The 18483-nt window shown below is 41.2% G+C and carries 33 protein-coding genes; 1 reads left to right on the top strand and 32 read right to left on the bottom strand.

Features of this window, described 5'->3' with window-relative positions; translation table 11 throughout:
- Window positions 1-631 precede the first annotated feature (631 nt).
- From rplQ to rpsJ, 31 genes are all read right to left on the bottom strand, one after another.
- Entirely contained in the window at window positions 632-1006 is a 375-nt protein-coding gene (gene rplQ, locus JCM9152_RS13540; RefSeq protein WP_035345281.1) for a 50S ribosomal protein L17, read from the bottom strand.
- A 48-nt stretch (window positions 1007-1054) separates the two neighbouring features.
- On the bottom strand, window positions 1055-1999 hold the full coding sequence (locus JCM9152_RS13535; RefSeq protein ID WP_035345279.1) for a DNA-directed RNA polymerase subunit alpha: 945 nt from the start codon (window positions 1997-1999) through the stop codon (window positions 1055-1057).
- Window positions 2000-2162: 163 nt separating this feature from the next.
- The gene (gene rpsK, locus JCM9152_RS13530) at window positions 2163-2555 is read right to left on the bottom strand and encodes a 30S ribosomal protein S11 (RefSeq protein WP_035345276.1); all 393 of its coding nucleotides are present in this window, start codon (window positions 2553-2555) and stop codon (window positions 2163-2165) included.
- Between the two features lie 20 nt (window positions 2556-2575).
- The gene (rpsM, locus tag JCM9152_RS13525) at window positions 2576-2941 is read right to left on the bottom strand and encodes a 30S ribosomal protein S13 (protein ID WP_035345274.1); all 366 of its coding nucleotides are present in this window, start codon (window positions 2939-2941) and stop codon (window positions 2576-2578) included.
- A 21-nt stretch (window positions 2942-2962) separates the two neighbouring features.
- Window positions 2963-3076 (bottom strand): 50S ribosomal protein L36, encoded by a 114-nt coding sequence (gene rpmJ / locus JCM9152_RS13520; RefSeq protein ID WP_003322638.1) that lies wholly within the window; start codon window positions 3074-3076, stop codon window positions 2963-2965.
- 56 nt (window positions 3077-3132) lie between these two features.
- The gene (infA, locus tag JCM9152_RS13515) at window positions 3133-3351 is read right to left on the bottom strand and encodes a translation initiation factor IF-1 (protein ID WP_010896341.1); all 219 of its coding nucleotides are present in this window, start codon (window positions 3349-3351) and stop codon (window positions 3133-3135) included.
- 4 nt (window positions 3352-3355) lie between these two features.
- On the bottom strand, window positions 3356-3664 hold the full coding sequence (locus tag JCM9152_RS13510; protein WP_035345268.1) for a KOW domain-containing RNA-binding protein: 309 nt from the start codon (window positions 3662-3664) through the stop codon (window positions 3356-3358).
- Window positions 3665-3682: 18 nt separating this feature from the next.
- Window positions 3683-4429, bottom strand: a complete 747-nt coding sequence (gene map / locus JCM9152_RS13505; RefSeq protein WP_035345265.1) for a type I methionyl aminopeptidase — start codon at window positions 4427-4429, stop codon at window positions 3683-3685.
- Window positions 4426-5079, bottom strand: a complete 654-nt coding sequence (locus JCM9152_RS13500) for an adenylate kinase (RefSeq protein ID WP_035345262.1) — start codon at window positions 5077-5079, stop codon at window positions 4426-4428. The genes map and JCM9152_RS13500 overlap by 4 nt, the downstream gene beginning before the upstream one ends.
- Before the next feature lie 70 nt (window positions 5080-5149).
- A complete protein-coding gene (gene secY / locus JCM9152_RS13495) occupies window positions 5150-6445 on the bottom strand; it encodes a preprotein translocase subunit SecY (RefSeq protein WP_035345260.1) in 1296 nt (431 codons plus the stop codon).
- The gene (gene rplO, locus JCM9152_RS13490) at window positions 6445-6885 is read right to left on the bottom strand and encodes a 50S ribosomal protein L15 (RefSeq protein WP_035345257.1); all 441 of its coding nucleotides are present in this window, start codon (window positions 6883-6885) and stop codon (window positions 6445-6447) included. Before rplO ends, secY begins: the two co-directional genes overlap by 1 nt.
- Window positions 6886-6916: 31 nt before the next feature.
- Complete coding sequence (gene rpmD / locus JCM9152_RS13485) at window positions 6917-7105, bottom strand: 50S ribosomal protein L30 (protein ID WP_035345255.1); 189 nt, start codon at window positions 7103-7105, stop codon at window positions 6917-6919.
- Window positions 7106-7119: 14 nt separating this feature from the next.
- Window positions 7120-7620: a 30S ribosomal protein S5 gene (gene rpsE, locus JCM9152_RS13480; protein ID WP_035345252.1), complete on the bottom strand. Its 501-nt coding sequence runs from the start codon at window positions 7618-7620 to the stop codon at window positions 7120-7122.
- An 18-nt stretch (window positions 7621-7638) separates the two neighbouring features.
- Window positions 7639-8001 carry a 50S ribosomal protein L18 gene (rplR, locus tag JCM9152_RS13475; protein WP_035345249.1) on the bottom strand — a complete coding sequence of 121 codons (363 nt, stop codon included), beginning with the start codon at window positions 7999-8001 and terminating at the stop codon, window positions 7639-7641.
- A gap of 30 nt (window positions 8002-8031) precedes the next feature.
- Complete coding sequence (gene rplF / locus JCM9152_RS13470) at window positions 8032-8568, bottom strand: 50S ribosomal protein L6 (protein WP_035345246.1); 537 nt, start codon at window positions 8566-8568, stop codon at window positions 8032-8034.
- A 30-nt stretch (window positions 8569-8598) separates the two neighbouring features.
- Complete coding sequence (gene rpsH, locus JCM9152_RS13465; protein ID WP_035345243.1) at window positions 8599-8997, bottom strand: 30S ribosomal protein S8; 399 nt, start codon at window positions 8995-8997, stop codon at window positions 8599-8601.
- Between the two features lie 29 nt (window positions 8998-9026).
- A complete protein-coding gene (locus tag JCM9152_RS13460) occupies window positions 9027-9212 on the bottom strand; it encodes a type Z 30S ribosomal protein S14 (RefSeq protein ID WP_012957149.1) in 186 nt (61 codons plus the stop codon).
- 30 nt (window positions 9213-9242) lie between these two features.
- Entirely contained in the window at window positions 9243-9782 is a 540-nt protein-coding gene (gene rplE, locus JCM9152_RS13455; RefSeq protein ID WP_035345239.1) for a 50S ribosomal protein L5, read from the bottom strand.
- Between the two features lie 26 nt (window positions 9783-9808).
- Window positions 9809-10120 carry a 50S ribosomal protein L24 gene (gene rplX / locus JCM9152_RS13450; protein WP_035345359.1) on the bottom strand — a complete coding sequence of 104 codons (312 nt, stop codon included), beginning with the start codon at window positions 10118-10120 and terminating at the stop codon, window positions 9809-9811.
- Between the two features lie 44 nt (window positions 10121-10164).
- A complete protein-coding gene (gene rplN / locus JCM9152_RS13445) occupies window positions 10165-10533 on the bottom strand; it encodes a 50S ribosomal protein L14 (RefSeq protein WP_035345236.1) in 369 nt (122 codons plus the stop codon).
- Window positions 10534-10566: 33 nt separating this feature from the next.
- A complete protein-coding gene (gene rpsQ / locus JCM9152_RS13440; RefSeq protein WP_035345234.1) occupies window positions 10567-10827 on the bottom strand; it encodes a 30S ribosomal protein S17 in 261 nt (86 codons plus the stop codon).
- A 17-nt stretch (window positions 10828-10844) separates the two neighbouring features.
- Window positions 10845-11048: a 50S ribosomal protein L29 gene (rpmC, locus tag JCM9152_RS13435; RefSeq protein WP_035345231.1), complete on the bottom strand. Its 204-nt coding sequence runs from the start codon at window positions 11046-11048 to the stop codon at window positions 10845-10847.
- Window positions 11038-11472 (bottom strand): 50S ribosomal protein L16, encoded by a 435-nt coding sequence (gene rplP / locus JCM9152_RS13430; protein WP_035345228.1) that lies wholly within the window; start codon window positions 11470-11472, stop codon window positions 11038-11040. The genes rpmC and rplP overlap by 11 nt, the downstream gene beginning before the upstream one ends.
- Window positions 11473-11474: 2 nt before the next feature.
- Window positions 11475-12134, bottom strand: a complete 660-nt coding sequence (gene rpsC, locus JCM9152_RS13425) for a 30S ribosomal protein S3 (RefSeq protein WP_035345225.1) — start codon at window positions 12132-12134, stop codon at window positions 11475-11477.
- A gap of 3 nt (window positions 12135-12137) precedes the next feature.
- Entirely contained in the window at window positions 12138-12479 is a 342-nt protein-coding gene (gene rplV, locus JCM9152_RS13420) for a 50S ribosomal protein L22 (RefSeq protein WP_035345222.1), read from the bottom strand.
- A 23-nt stretch (window positions 12480-12502) separates the two neighbouring features.
- Window positions 12503-12781: a 30S ribosomal protein S19 gene (rpsS, locus tag JCM9152_RS13415; RefSeq protein ID WP_035345220.1), complete on the bottom strand. Its 279-nt coding sequence runs from the start codon at window positions 12779-12781 to the stop codon at window positions 12503-12505.
- A 60-nt stretch (window positions 12782-12841) separates the two neighbouring features.
- Window positions 12842-13672: a 50S ribosomal protein L2 gene (rplB, locus tag JCM9152_RS13410; protein ID WP_035345218.1), complete on the bottom strand. Its 831-nt coding sequence runs from the start codon at window positions 13670-13672 to the stop codon at window positions 12842-12844.
- A gap of 28 nt (window positions 13673-13700) precedes the next feature.
- Complete coding sequence (gene rplW / locus JCM9152_RS13405; RefSeq protein WP_035345216.1) at window positions 13701-13991, bottom strand: 50S ribosomal protein L23; 291 nt, start codon at window positions 13989-13991, stop codon at window positions 13701-13703.
- On the bottom strand, window positions 13991-14614 hold the full coding sequence (gene rplD, locus JCM9152_RS13400; RefSeq protein ID WP_035345214.1) for a 50S ribosomal protein L4: 624 nt from the start codon (window positions 14612-14614) through the stop codon (window positions 13991-13993). The genes rplW and rplD overlap by 1 nt, the downstream gene beginning before the upstream one ends.
- A gap of 24 nt (window positions 14615-14638) precedes the next feature.
- On the bottom strand, window positions 14639-15268 hold the full coding sequence (gene rplC / locus JCM9152_RS13395) for a 50S ribosomal protein L3 (RefSeq protein ID WP_035345212.1): 630 nt from the start codon (window positions 15266-15268) through the stop codon (window positions 14639-14641).
- A gap of 81 nt (window positions 15269-15349) precedes the next feature.
- Window positions 15350-15658: a 30S ribosomal protein S10 gene (gene rpsJ, locus JCM9152_RS13390; RefSeq protein WP_035345210.1), complete on the bottom strand. Its 309-nt coding sequence runs from the start codon at window positions 15656-15658 to the stop codon at window positions 15350-15352.
- A 322-nt stretch (window positions 15659-15980) separates the two neighbouring features.
- Between rpsJ and JCM9152_RS13385 the strand changes: the two genes are divergently transcribed.
- Window positions 15981-17174 carry an MFS transporter gene (locus JCM9152_RS13385; protein WP_035345207.1) on the top strand — a complete coding sequence of 398 codons (1194 nt, stop codon included), beginning with the start codon at window positions 15981-15983 and terminating at the stop codon, window positions 17172-17174.
- Window positions 17175-17201: 27 nt separating this feature from the next.
- Here JCM9152_RS13385 and tuf read toward each other — a convergent pair whose 3' ends face one another.
- Window positions 17202-18392, bottom strand: a complete 1191-nt coding sequence (gene tuf / locus JCM9152_RS13380; RefSeq protein ID WP_035345206.1) for an elongation factor Tu — start codon at window positions 18390-18392, stop codon at window positions 17202-17204.
- Between the last annotated feature and the right edge of the window lie 91 nt (window positions 18393-18483).

The following is an 18483-nucleotide window of genomic DNA, read 5'->3' as shown; positions in this document are numbered from 1 at the left end:
AGCAAGATTCTTTCTGAAAAAGTTTAATTTTAACTTTATAGATTCCCTTTTGAATACTTTCTAAGCGAGGAGAAAGCGTTCAAAAAGCCAAAAAAACCGTATACAGTCCAACCCCGTCTACTCCCACCTTCTCTGCTGTCCAACGGAATGAGCGCACAAAAGACAAAGGGAATCCTCGTTCCTCTATATTGAGGAAAACTAGCTGCATGAGAGTTAACGGGAATCCTCATTCCGCTATTTAAACAAAGGAAGGACAAGACGAGTGATAAAAGCCAAAATAAAGGAATGAGGAACCGTAACGACACGCAAAAGCGAAATAGAGGAAAAATAAAGGAATGAGGAACCGCACACAGTACGGACCTATACCCCTTCCGTCCATCCACTCTCCACTCCATCTGAGAGACTGAAAGCAGACTTTTCTTCTGTCTGTCGTGCTAGGGGGGTGAGCATTTATGAAAATGCAGTTCGATCATACATGCCTGTAACGAGCGAGACCGACGCCCCCTGCAAATTCGCTTACTTCCTCCTTGATGAAGTATCTTGCATTTAATACTTTCATATCTATCAAAAAAAGGGCCCAGTGTCAGAGCGTAATAGCCCGGATCTGATTTGCCCTTTAAAATCACGTTACTTATTCACCTTTTTCAACAAGCTCGATAATAGCCATCGGTGCACCATCTCCACGACGAGGACCGACTTTCAAAATGCGAGTGTATCCACCTTGACGGTCTTCAAAGCGTGGTGCGATGTCTGAGAATAGCTTTTGTACAGCATCTTGACCAGACTCTTCATTCGCCACTTCTTTACGAATGAATGCAGCTGCTTGACGACGAGCATGAAGATCTCCACGCTTACCAAGAGTGATCATTTTCTCTACGATTGAACGAAGCTCTTTTGCTTTTGCTTCTGTTGTTTCAATGCGCTCATTAATAATAAGATCCGTAGCAAGGTCACGGAACAACGCCTTACGACCAGCACTATCACGACCTAATTTTGCATATGCCATGTAAATTCCCCTCCTTTGTCACTATTACAATTCACTATGTGACTTAGCTTATTCTTCATTGCGAAGGGCTAAACCAAGTTCTCCTAATTTCTCTTGAACTTCTTCTAAAGATTTACGACCAAGGTTACGCACTTTCATCATATCTTCTTCCGATTTATGAGTAAGCTCTTGCACCGTATTGATGCCAGCACGCTTTAAACAGTTATAAGAACGAACAGATAGATCGAGCTCTTCAATCGTCATTTCAAGAACTTTCTCTTTTTGATCTTCCTCTTTTTCAACCATAATCTCAGCATTTTGCGCTTGATCAGTTAATCCTACAAAGATATTCAAATGCTCAGTCAAGATTTTTGCCCCAAGTGAAACAGCCTCTTCAGGGCGAATGCTTCCGTCAGTCCAGACATCAAGAGTTAGTTTGTCATAGTTGGTCACTTGACCGACGCGCGTATTCTCAACTTGATAATTCACACGAGAAACAGGTGTGTAAATGGCATCAACAGGAAGAACTCCGATAGGTTGATCGTCTCTCTTATTCCCTTCTGCTAACACATAACCACGACCACGCTGAGCCGTCAAACGCATATGCAAATGAGCTCCTTTTGCTAACGTTGCAATGTGTAAGTCTGGATTTAAGATTTCAACATCACTATCATGAGTAATGTCTGCTGCTGTTACGACCCCTTCACCTTGAACATCAATTTCTAAAGTCTTTTCCTCTTCAGAATAGATCTTCAGGGCAAGGTTCTTTACATTCAAGATGATCGTCGTTACATCCTCTACAACCCCTTCAATGGTTGAGAATTCATGTAAGACCGAGTCAATTTGAACCGTTGAAACAGCGGCGCCAGGTAAAGAAGAAAGTAGAATACGACGTAAGGAGTTACCTAGTGTTGTCCCGTAACCTCTTTCGAGTGGCTCAACTACAAATTTTCCATACTTTGCGTCTTCACTTATTTCAACCGCTTCAATATTTGGCTTTTCGATTTCAATCATTAACAAACCCTCCTTCAAAACGTCGAACTCCGGTAGACTTGCAGGGATTGCCTGACCGGTGATCCAGTCGGCAATTCCTTTGCATGATACTAATCTTCTAACGGACGATTATCGCTCTATCCATTATAGACAAATTAGAAGATTCTATACAATATGTGTCAGGTTACACTCTACGACGTTTTGGTGGACGGCAACCGTTGTGCGGAACCGGAGTAACATCTTTGATCATGTTTACTTCAAGTCCAACAGCTTGTAAAGAACGGATTGCTGCCTCACGACCAGCACCAGGACCTTTAACAGTAACCTCAATTACTTTCATGCCATGTTCCATCGCTGTTTTTGCAGCAGCTTCAGCAGCCATTTGTGCAGCGAATGGAGTTGATTTACGAGAGCCTTTGAACCCTAGCGCGCCAGCACTTGCCCAAGAAATAGCATTACCGTGTGGATCTGTAATTGTCACAATTGTGTTGTTAAAAGTAGAACGAATGTGAGCAATACCAGATTCGATATTTTTACGTTGACGACGCTTTGGACGAGTATTCGTTTTCTTAGCCATTTATTATGCTACCTCCTTTCCTACTTCTTCTTATTTGCTACCGTACGACGAGGACCTTTACGTGTACGAGCATTGTTCTTAGAATTTTGGCCACGTACTGGTAACCCACGACGATGGCGGATACCACGATATGAACCAATTTCAATTAGACGCTTAATATTTAGAGAAACTTCACGACGAAGATCTCCTTCTACTGTTTGACCTTCTACTGCTTCACGAATACGTCCTAACTCTTCTTCTGTTAAGTCACGTACACGAGTATCCTCAGAAACACCTGCTTGAGCAAGAACTTGAGAAGCTGTTGCTTTACCAATTCCAAATACGTACGTAAGTGAAATTACAACGCGCTTATCACGAGGAATATCAACACCTGCAACACGTGCCATGTATGCGCACCTCCTTGTAAATTAACCTTGTTTTTGTTTGTGCTTAGGGTTTTCACAAATAACCATAACCGTACCCTTACGACGGATAACCTTACACTTCTCACAAATAGGCTTGACTGATGGTCTTACCTTCATTTTTTTTACCTCCTATTTAGTACGGAGTCGTCTGATTATACAATCAGCGTAACAATTTATTTATATCGATATGTGATTCGTCCACGTGTTAAATCATAAGGTGATAACTCCACTGTCACCTTATCACCTGGTAAAATACGAATAAAGTGCATTCTAATTTTACCAGAAACATGGGCAAGAATCTTATGACCATTTTCTAATTCAACACGAAACATTGCATTTGGAAGAGGTTCAATAACCGTTCCTTCTACCTCGATAACATCTTCTTTTGCCATGGATTTACTCTCCTTCCTTCAGTAAATCAGAGTGTTGCTCAAGAAAGTTTGTAATTGCATACCGTAACTTTCCATTAGTAACACGTCCTGTCTCTACAAAGCTATTGCGTACTTCATCAGCAATATAATCAACGAGCTCAAGGTGATTGAGGTTTTTCCTTTTGACACGGTCAACCTTACGAGTATCACCGTTTGCGATACCAACAAAGCGATCATCGACCAATTCAACAATGATACCAAACTGCCCTTGGTCACGACCTTTCTTAATAAGTACGATTCGACCAAGCTCTGGACTTGGACCAGAGTCATTCATAAATACCATCACCTACATTTAAGCTTTTGTTAAAATCTCATACCCTGATTCTGTGATTGCAATTGTATGCTCAAAGTGCGCACAATTCTTTCCGTCAACCGTAACAACTGTCCACTGATCAGAAAGTGTGCGTACGTACCTGGTTCCAGCATTAATCATCGGCTCAATCGCTAACACCATACCCGGCTTTAAACGTGGACCTTTCCCAGGTGGACCATAATGAGGAATTTGTGGATCCTCATGTAAGTCTTGCCCAACACCGTGCCCGACATACTCACGTACAATTGAATAACCTAATGGCTCTGCATAGGATTGAATCGCATGAGAGATATCAGACAATCGCGCGCCAGCTTTTGCTTGATCAAGGCCTTGATACAAAGACGTTTCCGTCACTTCTAATAGTTCTTGATCTTTTTCAGTAATGTCGCCAACGGCATAGGTCCAAGCTGAATCTCCATGATAGCCATTTAGCTTTGCACCAATGTCAATACTAATGATGTCACCTTCTTTAAGCACTCGCTTACCAGGAATACCGTGCACCAATTCCTCATTTACCGAAGCGCAGATGCTACCAGTAAATCCATTATAACCTTTGAATGAGGGTGTTGCACCATGTGAACGAATCAACTTCTCTGCAATCCCATCCAATTCCTTAGTAGATATACCGGGTTGAATATGCTGCTTTAACTCTTGATGTGTCAGAGCAACAATCTTACCAGCTTCCCTCATGATTTCTAATTCTCGTTCCGTTTTACAAATGATCATGCATGAATCCCTTTCAGCAATGAATCAATATTTGCAAAAACTTCATTGATATCTTGATCGCCATTGACGTTCTTGAGATACCCTTTCTCTGAATAGAAATCATAGAGCGGCTTAGCTTGTTGTTGGTTAACTTCTAACCTTTTCTTAACAGTTTCGGGTTTATCGTCATCACGTTGAACTAATTCACTACCATCGACATCACATTTGCCTTCAACCTTTGGTGGGTTAAATAAGACATGATATGTTCTTCCTGTCGTTGGAGAGACGCGACGACCTGTTAGGCGCTCAAGCAAAAGTTCAACAGGAACTTCAACATTTAGAACGAAGTCAAGCTTACGACCCATAGAATCGAGCATTTCTTCTAATGCTTCAGCTTGTGCTACTGTTCGAGGAAAACCGTCTAGCAAGAAGCCCTTTTGACAATCTGACTCAGATAAGCGTTCACGCACAATTCCAATCGTTACTTCATCTGGAACAAGCTCTCCCTTATCCATGTAAGATTTCGCTTCTAAACCGAGCTTGGTTTGGTTTTTAATTGCAGTTCTGAACATATCACCCGTTGAAATATGAGGGATCTCATATTTCTCGACAATACGCTCAGCCTGAGTTCCTTTACCAGCGCCAGGTAAACCCATCAAAATAAGATTCATTCGTTCATTCACCCCATCTTCGGTCTTAACAACAGGCGAACAGGAAGAACATCTTCCCCTGTTCCCCCTATTACTTAATAAAGCCTTTATAAGAACGTTTTATCAACTGACTTTCAATTTGCTTCATCGTATCTAATGCTACACCAACTACAATCAATAATCCAGTACCGCCAATTTGTACAGCGGCTGGTAAGTCCATTAAGTTTGTGAAGAACACAGGAATAATGGAAACTGTAGCTAAGAATAGCGCGCCAACAAACGTCAAACGATATAAAATGCGTGTTAAGTAAAATTGCGTTGTTTTACCTGGACGGATTCCTGGAATATAACCACCTTGCTTCTTCAGGTTATCAGCCATTTTTTCAGGGTTAACCTGAATGAACGTGTAAAAATACGTAAACCCAATGATCAACGCAGCATAGATGACCATGCCGATAGGATTCGTATAGTCGAAAATTCTCGTTACCCACGTTGCAATCTCATTTCCTGAACCAAAAAATCCAGCAATCGTTGGTGGGAAGATAAAAAGAGAGAGTGCAAAGATAACTGGAATTACCCCAGCTGCATTAACCTTTAACGGTAAATGAGTAGACTGTCCGCCTACTGGGCTACGACCAACTAAACGCTTTGCATATTGTACAGGCACCTTTCTTAGTGCTTGCTGAACAAAGATGACTCCAACGACAATTGCTAACACGGCAAGTGCAAGAAGAAGCACTGTAACAATACTTAAAAATAGCTGTTCTCCAGCAGTCTCAATTTGTGTCGCATATAATTGATTGACTCCACCTGGAATACCAGCAGCGATACCTGCAAAGATAATGATAGAAATACCATTACCAACACCTTTAGCTGTGATTTGTTCACCTAACCACATTAAGAAGGCCGTACCAGCTGTTAAAACGAGTGCAATAAAAATATATGTTGGCACAGATGGATTTGGAATTAATCCTGGGAAAATCGAGTTAAACCCGATTGACATCCCGAGTGCTTGGATAAAGCCTAATACGATTGTTCCATAGCGGGTAAACTGAGCTAATTTACGTCTACCAGCTTCCCCTTCTTTTGCCCATTCTGCGAATTTAGGGACGACATCCATTTGCAACAATTGAACAACAATCGATGCTGTAATGTATGGCATAATCCCCATCGCAAAAATAGAAAAGTTCCCTAATGCTCCACCACCAAACGTGTTTAAAAACCCAAATGCATTTGCTTGATCGTCATAGAAATTTAATACGTCCTTGTTCGTACCTGGAACAGGAATAAAACTTCCGATCCGAAAAACAATGAGCATGAGTAGGGTGAAAATTACTTTATTTCGTAAATCACCCACCCGAAAAATGTTGGAGATCGTCCGGAACATTAAATCACCTCAGTTTTTCCGCCAGCTGCTTCAATCGCTTCTAATGCTGAAGAAGAAAACTTGTGAGCTTTCACAGTTAGGCTTTTTTCAAGATTTCCGTTACCTAAAATCTTAATACCATGCTTAACGTTCTTTACTACACCCGTTTCAATTAGCAACTCAGGAGTTACCTCAGTTCCTGCATCAAAACGATTCAGCGTTTCTACGTTTACGATCGTCAATTCCTTACGAGTAGGATTCGTAAATCCGCGCTTAGGTAGACGACGGTAAATTGGATTTTGACCACCTTCAAAACCTGGTCTTACTCCACCGCCTGAACGAGCATTTTGACCTTTGTGCCCTTTTCCTGCTGTTTTCCCATTACCAGAACCGATCCCGCGTCCGACACGGTTACGTACTTTACGAGATCCTTCTGCAGGCTTCAACTCATGAAGTTTCATGTTGACACCTCCTCAAATTTAAGTAATCCTATTATGCTTCGATTTCATTTACAGTTACAAGGTGAGAAACTTTGTTCACCATACCGCGAATCGCAGCATTATCTTCTTGAACAACCGTTTGGTGCATTTTACGTAAACCAAGTGTCTTAACCGTTACACGTTGGTCTTCTGGACGTCCGATAAGACTACGAGTGAGGGTAATTTCTAATTTCTTAGCCAATTCCTATCCCTCCCTTAACCTAACAGTTCTTCTACTGATTTTCCGCGAAGTTTTGCAACTTCTTCAGCACGTTTTAGGTTCTTTAAGCCTTCGATTGTAGCACGAACCATATTGATTGGATTGTTTGAACCGAGTGATTTAGAAAGAATATCACCAACACCAGCAAGCTCTAGTACCGCACGTACCGGTCCTCCAGCAATAACTCCAGTACCTTCAGAAGCATTCTTAAGTAGAACGCGACCTGCACCGAAGTGTCCAACAATCTCATGAGGGATTGTCGTACCCACAACTGGTACTTCAATAAGGTTCTTCTTAGCATCTTCGACAGCTTTACGAATTGCTTCTGGAACCTCTTGTGCTTTACCCATTCCGAATCCTACGTGTCCATTCTTATCGCCGACAACAACAAGCGCAGCAAAGCGGAAACGACGTCCACCTTTAACAACTTTCGCTACACGATTGACAGCTACTACTTTTTCTTCAAGTTCTAACGTGTTAGGGTCAATACGACGCATTCGTTTTTCCCTCCTTTTTTAGAATTTCAAACCGTTTTCACGCGCTGCATCTGCAAGCGTCGCTACTCGACCATGATATAAATATCCGCCACGATCAAATACTACTGATTCATGACCTTTTTCAACTGCACGTTTTGCAACTAGTTCGCCTACGACCTTCGCTGCTTCCGTCTTTGTTAACTCACTCGCATTTACTTCATTATCTAAAGTAGATGCTGCTGCAAGTGTAACCCCATTTACATCGTCAATTAATTGCGCGTAAATGTGCTTAGAAGAACGGAATACATTTAGACGAGGACGTTCAGGTGTTCCAGTGATTGAACGACGTACATGTAAGTGTCGTTTTTTACGTGCCGCATTTTTATTAGGCTTCGTAATCATTGAACGTCAATCCTTTCCGTATGTTAGTGATTATTTACCTGTTTTACCTTCTTTACGACGAATATATTCGCCTTCATAACGAATTCCTTTACCTTTATAAGGTTCAGGTAAACGAACAGAACGGATGTTAGATGCAATCGCACCTACGCGTTCCTTATCAATTCCCTTTACAATCACTTTTGTGTTCGAAGGAACTTCAATTTCAATTCCTTGCTCAGGAGTAATTTCAACCGGATGTGAGTAACCAACGTTTAGTACAAGCTTCTGACCTGATTTGCTAGCACGGTAACCGACACCGACAAGTTCAAGAGAACGCTCGAAACCTTTTGTTACTCCCTCAACCATATTTTGAATTAAGCTACGAGTTGTACCATGAAGAGCACGATGTACTTTATTATCTGAAGGACGTTCTACTGTCACTTCATTTTCAGCAATATTGATCTTCATTTCTTCATGTAGCTTACGCTTAAGTTCGCCTTTAGGACCTTTAACTGTCATAAGATGACCATCAAGTGTTACAGAAACACCACTTGGGACCTCAACTGGCTTTTTACCAATACGAGACATTCGTCTACACCTCCGTTCTTATCTTATCTATTACCAAACGTATGCTAAAACTTCTCCACCGACTTGTTGTTGACGTGCATCCTTATCCGTCATTACACCATTAGATGTAGAAACAATAGCGATTCCTAATCCACCTAGTACACGAGGAAGCTCACCAGCTTTCGCATATACGCGAAGTCCAGGCTTACTAATACGCTTCAGACCAGTAATAACACGCTCATTCGTTGCACCATATTTTAAGAAAATACGGATGACACCTTGTTTGTTATCTTCAATGTATTCATAATCACGAATAAACCCTTCGCGCTTAAGAATATCAGCAATTTCCTTCTTTACCTTTGAAGCAGGTAGTTCCAGCTTCTCGTGACGTACTGTATTAGCATTACGGATACGAGTAAGCATATCTGCAATTGGATCTGTCATGACCATTATTCTTTACCTCCTTCCCGTTCTAGGGATTACCAACTAGCTTTTTTCACACCAGGGATTTGACCCTTATGCGCAAGTTCTCTAAAACAAATTCTGCAAAGTTTAAACTTGCGTAATACTGAATGAGGACGACCGCAACGTTCACAACGAGTATATTCTTGTACTTTATACTTTTGTGTGCGCTTTTGCTTTGCAATCATTGATTTCTTCGCCAACGTTTTCCCTCCTCTTCGAAAAGTCTTCGATTATTTTTGAAATGGCATTCCCATTTGTGTTAATAATTCACGAGCTTCTTCATCCGTTTCAGCAGTTGTTACAAGAACAACGTCCATTCCACGAACTTTATCCACTTTATCATAGTCAACTTCAGGGAAAATTAATTGTTCTTTTACACCTAATGTGTAATTTCCACGGCCGTCAAATGCTTTCTTTGATACACCACGGAAGTCACGTACACGAGGTAAAGCAACAGTAATTAACTTATCAAGGAATTGATACATACGCTCCCCGCGTAATGTCACCTTAGCACCGATCGGCATACCTTCACGTAATTTGAATCCAGCAATAGACTTCTTCGCCTTCGTAATTAATGGCTTTTGACCTGTGATTTCTGTTAATTCATCAACAGCTTTATCAAGTGCCTTTGCATTTGATACTGCATCACCAACACCCATGTTGACAACGATTTTCTCAAGCTTAGGTACACCCATCACTGATGAATAGTTGAACTTCTCAACAAGAGAAGGAACAATTTCAGTTGAATATTTCTCCTTTAAACGACTCATACGATTGACCTCCTTTCACACTCTGACTATTTATCTAAAACTTCGCCAGACTTTTTCGCAACTCTTACCTTTTTACCATTCTCTTCTCTGTAACCTACTCGGGTAGGTTCACCAGATTTAGGATCGATTGGCATTACGTTAGAAGAGTGAATTGGCGCTTCTTGGTTCAAGATCCCACCTTGTGGATTATCTTGAGAAGGCTTCGCATGCTTCTTGATCATGTTAACTCCTTCTACAAGAACACGACTCTTCTTAGGAAATGCCTCTAGAATTACACCTTGTTTTCCTTTGTCTTTTCCTGAGATGACTTTAACCGTATCACCTTTTTTGACATGCATTGACATTATTGCACCTCCTTGAGCGGGCCTAACTTATATCTTAATTAAAGAACTTCTGGAGCAAGAGAAACAATTTTCATGAATTGGTTTTCACGAAGTTCACGTGCAACAGGTCCAAAAATACGAGTACCTCTTGGGCTCTTATCGTCACGGATAATAACCGCTGCATTCTCATCAAATTTAATGTAAGAACCATCTTTACGACGAGCACCACTCTTCGTACGTACAACAACCGCTTTAACGACTTCACCTTTCTTGACAACGCCGCCTGGTGTTGCTTGTTTTACCGAACAAACAATTACATCACCAATATTAGCTGTTTTACGACCTGAGCCACCTAGTACTTTAATACAAAGCACTTCACGAGCACCAGAGTTATCAGCAACTTTTAAACGACTTTCTTGTTGGATCATAAGATCTTACCTCCCTTCAACTAAAGGATCTTATTAGATAATTACCGCTTCTTCAACGATCTCTACTAAGCGGAAACGTTTATCTTTAGAAAGTGGACGAGTTTCCATGATTTTAACGATATCGCCAACTTTTGCACTATTTTCTTCATCGTGCGCCTTGAACTTCTTAGAATACTTTACGCGTTTACCGTAAAGACGATCTTTCTTATATGTTTCAACAAGAACCGAAATGGTCTTATCCATCTTGTCTGAAACAACGCGCCCTGTATAAACCTTACGTTGGTTGCGTTCCATTTAAGCAAACCTCCTTTTTAGCCGTTGTTAATTCCAAGCTCACGTTCACGTAATACTGTCTTCGCACGAGCGATTGCTTTGCGAACTTCACGAATACGGGTTGGATTATCCAATTGACCAGTCGCTAGTTGAAAGCGAAGGTTAAACAACTCTTCTTTTAATGATTGTGTCTTTTGCTCAATTTCAGCAGTGGTTAAGTTACGAATCTCATTAGCTTTCATTTGCGTCACCACCCACTTCTTCGCGTTTTACAAACTTACATTTAACTGGTAACTTATGTGCAGCCAGACGTAATGCTTCACGTGCAACTTCCTCAGAAACACCAGCAATTTCAAACATAACCTTACCTGGTTTAACAACAGCTACCCAACCTTCAGGAGCCCCTTTACCAGAACCCATTCGAACTTCTAATGGCTTAGCAGTATATGGCTTTGAAGGGAAGATTTTAATCCAAACTTTACCGCCACGTTTCATGTAACGTGTCATTGCAATACGAGCAGCTTCAATTTGACGGTTCGTGATCCAAGAAGCATCAAGTGCTTGTAGACCATATTCGCCAAAATGTACTTCAGTACCGCCCTTAGCACGACCTCTCATCTTACCACGGTGCTCACGGCGATATTTTACGCGTTTAGGCATTAACATGATTAGTTGCCTCCTTCCACTTTGTTCGTTCCTTTTGTAGGAAGGACTTCACCACGATAAATCCAGATTTTCACACCTAACTTACCGTATGTTGTATCAGCTTCTGCTGTACCATAATCGATATCAGCACGAAGTGTGTGAAGTGGAACAGTTCCTTCACTATAATGTTCAGCACGAGCGATATCCGCACCACCAAGACGACCAGATACTTGAGTCTTAATCCCCTTTGCACCTGCACGCATTGTACGTTGGATCGCTTGCTTCATCGCACGACGGAATGAAATACGATTTTCTAATTGACGAGCAATGTTTTCTGCAACAAGCTTCGCATCTAAATCTGCTTGCTTGATTTCAAAAATGTTAATATGAACTCTTTTACCTGTTAATGTATTAAGAGCTTTACGTAGTGCCTCTACTTCTGAACCACCTTTACCGATCACCATACCTGGCTTAGCAGTAGAAACGGTAATATTTACACGGTTTGCTGCACGCTCAATTTCAACCTTAGAAACTGAAGCATCCTTCAAACGCTTTTCGATATACTCACGAATTTTAATATCTTCGTGTAGTAGATCAGCAAAATCTTTATCAGCATACCATTTTGACTCCCAGTCATGGATAACACCGACTCGAAGTCCGGTAGGATTTACTTTTTGACCCACGTTTTATCCCTCCTTCTTTTCTGTTACCACTAATGTGATATGACTAGTACGCTTGTTGATGCGACTTGCGCGTCCCATTGCGCGAGGACGGAAACGTTTCAACGTTACGCCTTCATCAACAAAAGCTTCACTAATTACAAGATTATTTGGCTCCATTTCATAGTTGTGCTCTGCATTCGCAATCGCTGAGTTCAAAAGCTTCTCTACTACAGGAGATGCTGCTTTTGGTGTGTGGCGAAGAATGGCAATAGCTTCACCGACTTGCTTTCCACGAATAAGATCCACGACTAGACGCACCTTACGAGGAGCAATACGGACTTGTTTTGCTACAGCTTTAGCTTGCATAGGATTGACCTCCCCTCTTACATTTAACGTCTTGTTTTCTTATCATCTGCTGCATGACCTTTATACGTACGAGTAGGTGCAAACTCACCAAGCTTGTGTCCTACCATGTCTTCAGAAATGTAAACAGGTACATGCTTACGGCCATCATATACTGCGATTGTATGACCGATAAATTCAGGGAAAATAGTTGAACGACGAGACCATGTCTTAACAACCTTCTTGTCATTTGCTTCATTTAATCCTTCAACTTTCTTCATTAAATGATCATCGACAAAAGGCCCCTTTTTCAAACTGCGACCCATGAGAATTCCTCCCTTCGTGACCGTTCCACGGTTCTTAATAAGAACCGTAGCCCAATCCCGTTATTTTTTACGACGACGTACAATATACTTATCACTATCTTTGTTCTTCTTACGAGTCTTGTAGCCAAGAGTCGGTTTACCCCATGGAGACATAGGAGATTTACGACCGATCGGCGCACGACCTTCACCACCACCATGTGGGTGATCGTTCGGGTTCATAACAGATCCACGAACAGTTGGGCGCTTGCCTAACCAGCGTGAACGACCTGCTTTACCGATGTTAACAAGTTCATGTTCAAGATTTCCTACTTGACCAATTGTCGCACGGCAAGTTGCTAGAATGTAACGAGTTTCACCAGACTTCAATCGAACAAGTACATACTCGCCTTCTTTACCTAAAAGCTGTGCTTCTGCACCGGCTGAACGTACTAATTGACCACCTTTACCTGGCTTCAATTCGATATTATGAATAACTGTACCAACAGGGATGTTCTTAAGTGGTAATGCATTCCCAACTTTGATATCAGCTTCCGGACCTGATTCAATCATTAATCCAACCTTAAGACCTTTCGGTGCTAAAATATAACGCTTTTCACCATCAACATAATGAATAAGTGCGATATTCGCTGAACGGTTAGGATCATACTCGATTGTAGCAACGCGTCCTGGAATTCCATCTTTATTACGCTTAAAGTCAATCACACGGTATTGACGCTTATGTCCGCCACCTTGATGACGTACAGTTAATTTACCTTGGTTATTGCGTCCACCTTTTTTGTGTAAAGGGGCAAGCAATGACTTTTCTGGTTTGTCTGTAGTGATCTCTGCATAATCTAATACAGACATACCACGACGACCGGCACTGGTTGGTTTATACTTCTTTACCGCCATCTTTAATTCCCTCCTTCACTAGTAGTTCTTAAACACCTTCAAAGAATTCTAACTCTTTGCTATCTGCTGACAATGTAACAATCGCTTTTTTACGACGAGCAGTAAAACCTGTATAACGACCAAAACGTTTAGATTTACCTTTGTAATTTTGCGTATTCACATTATCAACCTTCACATCAAAGATCTCTTCGATTGCATCTTTAATTTGAGTTTTGTTTGCTCGAACGTCCACTTCAAACGTGTATTTCTTTTCACTCATTAAATCTGTTGAACGTTCTGTAATTACAGGGCGCTTAATGATATCACGAGCGTTTGACATTACGCAAGCACCTCCTCTACCTTTTCAACGGCACCTTTCGTTATGACAAGCTTATCATGCTTTAATAGATCAAGAACGTTAATTCCGTCTGCTGAAACAAAAGTAACGCCTGGGATATTACGAGCAGATAATGCAACTTGCTCATTGTAGTCAGCTGTTACGACTAGCACTTTACGATCAGCTGAAATATTAGCAAGTACTGACTTCATTTCCTTTGTCTTCGGAGCATCGAATGCAAGCTCTTCAAGAACAATAATCTCTTCTGCTTTTACCTTACTTGAAAGAGCAGATTTAATCGCTAAGCGACGAACTTTCTTTGGAAGGCTGTAGCTGTAGCTACGAGGAGTCGGTCCAAATACAACTCCACCACCAACCCATTGTGGAGAACGGATTGACCCTTGGCGAGCGCGTCCAGTTCCCTTTTGACGCCATGGCTTACGACCACCACCACGTACTTCAGAACGTCCTTTTGTTTTATGTGTACCTTGACGAAGAGATGCTTGTTGCATAACTACTGCGTCATGAAGCACACTGTTATTTGGTTCAATACCAAATACCGAATCATTTAATTCAACATCTCCAACTTGAGATCCACTTTGATTAAATAAAGCTACTTTTGGCATGATGTGTCCTCCTTTCTGTCAATCTTATTTTGCTTTAATCGCACTTTGAACTTCTACGTAACTTTTCTTAGCTCCAGGAACATTTCCTTTCACTAGTAGCAAGTTGCGCTCTGTGTCCACTTTAACGATTTCTAGATTTTGTACTGTAATTTGCTCTCCACCCATACGTCCAGGAAGAAGCTTCCCTTTAAATACACGGTTCGGATCAACTGGACCCATTGAACCAGGACGACGATGATAACGAGAACCATGGGACATTGGTCCACGAGATTGATTGTGACGCTTAATCGCACCTTGGAATCCTTTACCTTTAGAAGTACCTGTCACATCAACTGTGTCACCTTCTGCAAATGTATCTACCTTAACTTCTTGACCAACTTCATAATCGTCAAGATTAACGTTACGGATTTCCTTGATGAAGCGCTTAGGAGCCGTGTTTGCTTTAGCAGCATGGCCTTCAGCTGGCTTGTTGACATTTGCTTTCTTTTGATCAGCAAATCCGATTTGGATAGCTTCATATCCATCAGAGTCAACCGTCTTCTTTTGAAGAACTACGTTTGGCTCTGCTTCAATAACTGTAACCGGGATTACTTCACCATTCTCAGCAAATACTTGTGTCATACCAATTTTTCTACCTAAGATTCCTTTGGACATCCGTTACACCTCCTATTATTGTTCAGTTTATTTTGCCATTTTCATATCATTAAATGAGAAACAGCCTTCTCATCAAAATGTTTATAGCTTAATTTCAATGTCCACACCAGATGGTAAATCAAGACGCATTAGCGCATCTACCGTTTGCGGTGTAGGATTCACAATGTCAATCAAACGCTTATGTGTGCGCATTTCAAATTGCTCACGAGAATCTTTGTACTTATGCACAGCACGTAAAACCGTGTAAACAGACTTTTCAGTTGGTAGTGGGATCGGACCCGATACACTAGCACCAGAACGTTTTGCTGTTTCTACAATCTTCTCTGCTGATTGATCAAGGACTCTGTGATCATATGCTTTCAAACGAATGCGAATCTTTTGTTTTGCCATAATAGCCCCTCCTTTATCGTCCATTTTATAAACAGACATACTCTGCGAAAATTTCCTACACCCTGCCATGGCAAAGGAGCCGGGTGTGTCAGCAACCTTTCGCTTCATCGCTGTCAGTGACCAACGTTCACCATTATACACAAAAATAAAAACCAGTGCAAGTGAAGAACCTACGCTGATCACACCTTATCTATTATAATAGTCTCAAATACAAAAAGCAATGTTTTATTCAAGAAATCACAAATTTCTTCGTTACCATATGTTTCATGGTACAATACATTATCGTATCGTAAAAAATGATCATAGACGGAGGCAGCAAAGAATGAAGCAATCAACGAAGCTTTTGTGGACTTTATCTATTGCGCAATTTCTTATTATGCAAGTATGGTTTAATTTTTCTTCTATTATACCTGTCTTAGAAAGCGAATGGATGTTAACAGCAACTCAAGCTGGTATCATTATCGCTTTTTTTCATATTGGATACGTTCTAGCTATTATTATTTACAGTTTCTTTCTATCTGCATATAACCCAAAGTACATTATCGTAATTGGGGCTCTAATTGCAGGTGTATCCGGGGTATTGTTCCCGCTTCTAGCTAATGGATTTTGGACAGCAGTCATTTTACGAACAGTAACAGGAATTGGTGTTGCGGGGATATACGTTCCCGGTATGAAGCTAGTATCTCAATTATTCCCACCCTCGACTCTCGGGAAGGCAATGGGGATCTATGTTGGGTCACTTGTCATCGGCTCAGGATTTTCATTACTCATTTCAGGATTTCTTATTTCTTCTATTGGCTGGAAAGGTGTCATACTGTTAACCTCTGTGTTTAGCTTAATCGCTGGTTTCGTTGTTTTCATGACAAAGATACCCCAGATTCCTTCTACACCTCTAGTCATTTCTAAACAATTAATACAACGAGTATTTCGAAAAAGGAACGTCCTCATAAACGGAGGATATGCCGCTCACTGTTGGGAGTTATATGCGATGTGGTCATGGATAGGTCCTTTTTTAGTCTATTACTTTACCGTTCATGGTGTTCAAACAACAAATGCGATTAACTACGGAAATATATTAGCTTCCTTTATCATCATGCTAGGCGGATTCGCTTCTTATATCGGAGGAAAAATTTCTGATCGATTCGGGAGAGGAACAACATCAACGTGGTTTCTTGTGACAAGCATTAGTTATTCGATAATTATCGGTTGGCTTACATCCTTACCGATTGCATTCATGGTTATTCTTTTAATTGTATATGGTTTCAGTATTATTGCAGACTCACCCATTTACAACACAGCGATTACTGAAGTAACGGATCTAGAGTTAACAGGCTTAGCTTTAGGAATTCAATCTATTCTTGGGTTTTCAGCTACTGTATTCGCTCCATTGTTCTTTGGAATCGTCCTAGACTATTATTCATGGGGAGCTGCCTTTACGACTATTGGTCTTCTTTCCTTGATCGCACCAGTCTGTATGACTGCTTTCAAAAGAATAGAAAAAACTCCTGTCACATGACAGGAGTTTTCTTCAAATAGACATTAATTATTTTTGAATTGAAGCAACAACGCCGGCACCAACTGTACGTCCACCCTCACGGATAGAGAACTTTGTACCTTCTTCGATTGCGATTGGAGCGATAAGCTCAACCGTCATTTCGATGTTGTCACCAGGCATTACCATCTCAACACCTTCTGGAAGTTGAACGATTCCAGTTACGTCAGTTGTACGGAAGTAGAACTGAGGACGGTAGTTTGAGAAGAATGGAGTATGACGTCCACCCTCTTCTTTTGAAAGAACATAAACTTCAGCTTTGAAGTTTGTGTGTGGTGTAATAGAACCTGGCTTTGCAAGTACTTGACCACGTTGTACTTCTTCACGGCTTACACCACGAAGTAACGCACCAATGTTATCTCCAGCTTCTGCATAGTCAAGAAGCTTACGGAACATTTCTACTCCAGTACAAGTTGTTTTTTGAGCATCTTCTGTAATACCGATGATTTCAATTTCATCACCAACATTTAATTGTCCACGCTCAACACGACCAGTAGCAACTGTACCACGACCAGTGATTGAGAATACATCCTCAACTGGCATCATGAATGGTTTCTCGTTGTCACGCTCAGGAGTTGGGATGTAGCTATCAACAGCTTCCATAAGCTCGATGATTTTCGCTTCCCATGCAGCATCTCCTTCTAGTGCTTTAAGAGCAGAACCTTGAATAACAGGAACATCGTCACCAGGGAAATCGTACTCAGAAAGAAGGTCACGTACTTCCATTTCTACTAACTCAAGTAATTCTTCGTCATCAACCATGTCACACTTGTTTAAGAATACAACAAGGTAAGGAACACCTACTTGACGAGATAATAGAATGTGCTCACGAGTTTGAGGCATTGGACCATCAGCAGCAGATACTACTAGGATACCTCCATCCATTTGTGCAGCACCAGTGATCATGTTCTTAACGTAGTCTGCGTGTCCTGGGCAGTCAACGTGTGCATAGTGACGACTTTCAGTTTCGTACTCAACGTGAGCAGTTGAGATTGTGATTCCACGCTCACGCTCTTCCGGAGCACCGTCAATAGCGTCATACGCCATTGCAGTACCTTTACCAGATTGCTTAGCTAATACTGTTGTAATTGCAGCAGTTAAAGTTGTTTTACCGTGGTCAACGTGTCCAATTGTACCAATGTTGGCATGTGTTTTGGAACGGTCGAATTTTTCTTTAGCCATGATTCATTTCCTCCCTTAATTAAGAAAAGTATAAGTATTTTATGGGTAAGAAAGGTGCGTACCCATTGTAGAATATCACCTTTCTTAGCTT

The sequence above is a fragment of the Halalkalibacter hemicellulosilyticusJCM 9152 genome (assembly GCF_000513115.1).
Lineage (GTDB): Bacteria > Bacillota > Bacilli > Bacillales > Bacillaceae_D > Halalkalibacter > Halalkalibacter hemicellulosilyticus.
The sequence above is the reverse complement of the archived record's forward strand: the minus strand, read 5'-3'. Positions and strand labels throughout refer to the sequence as shown.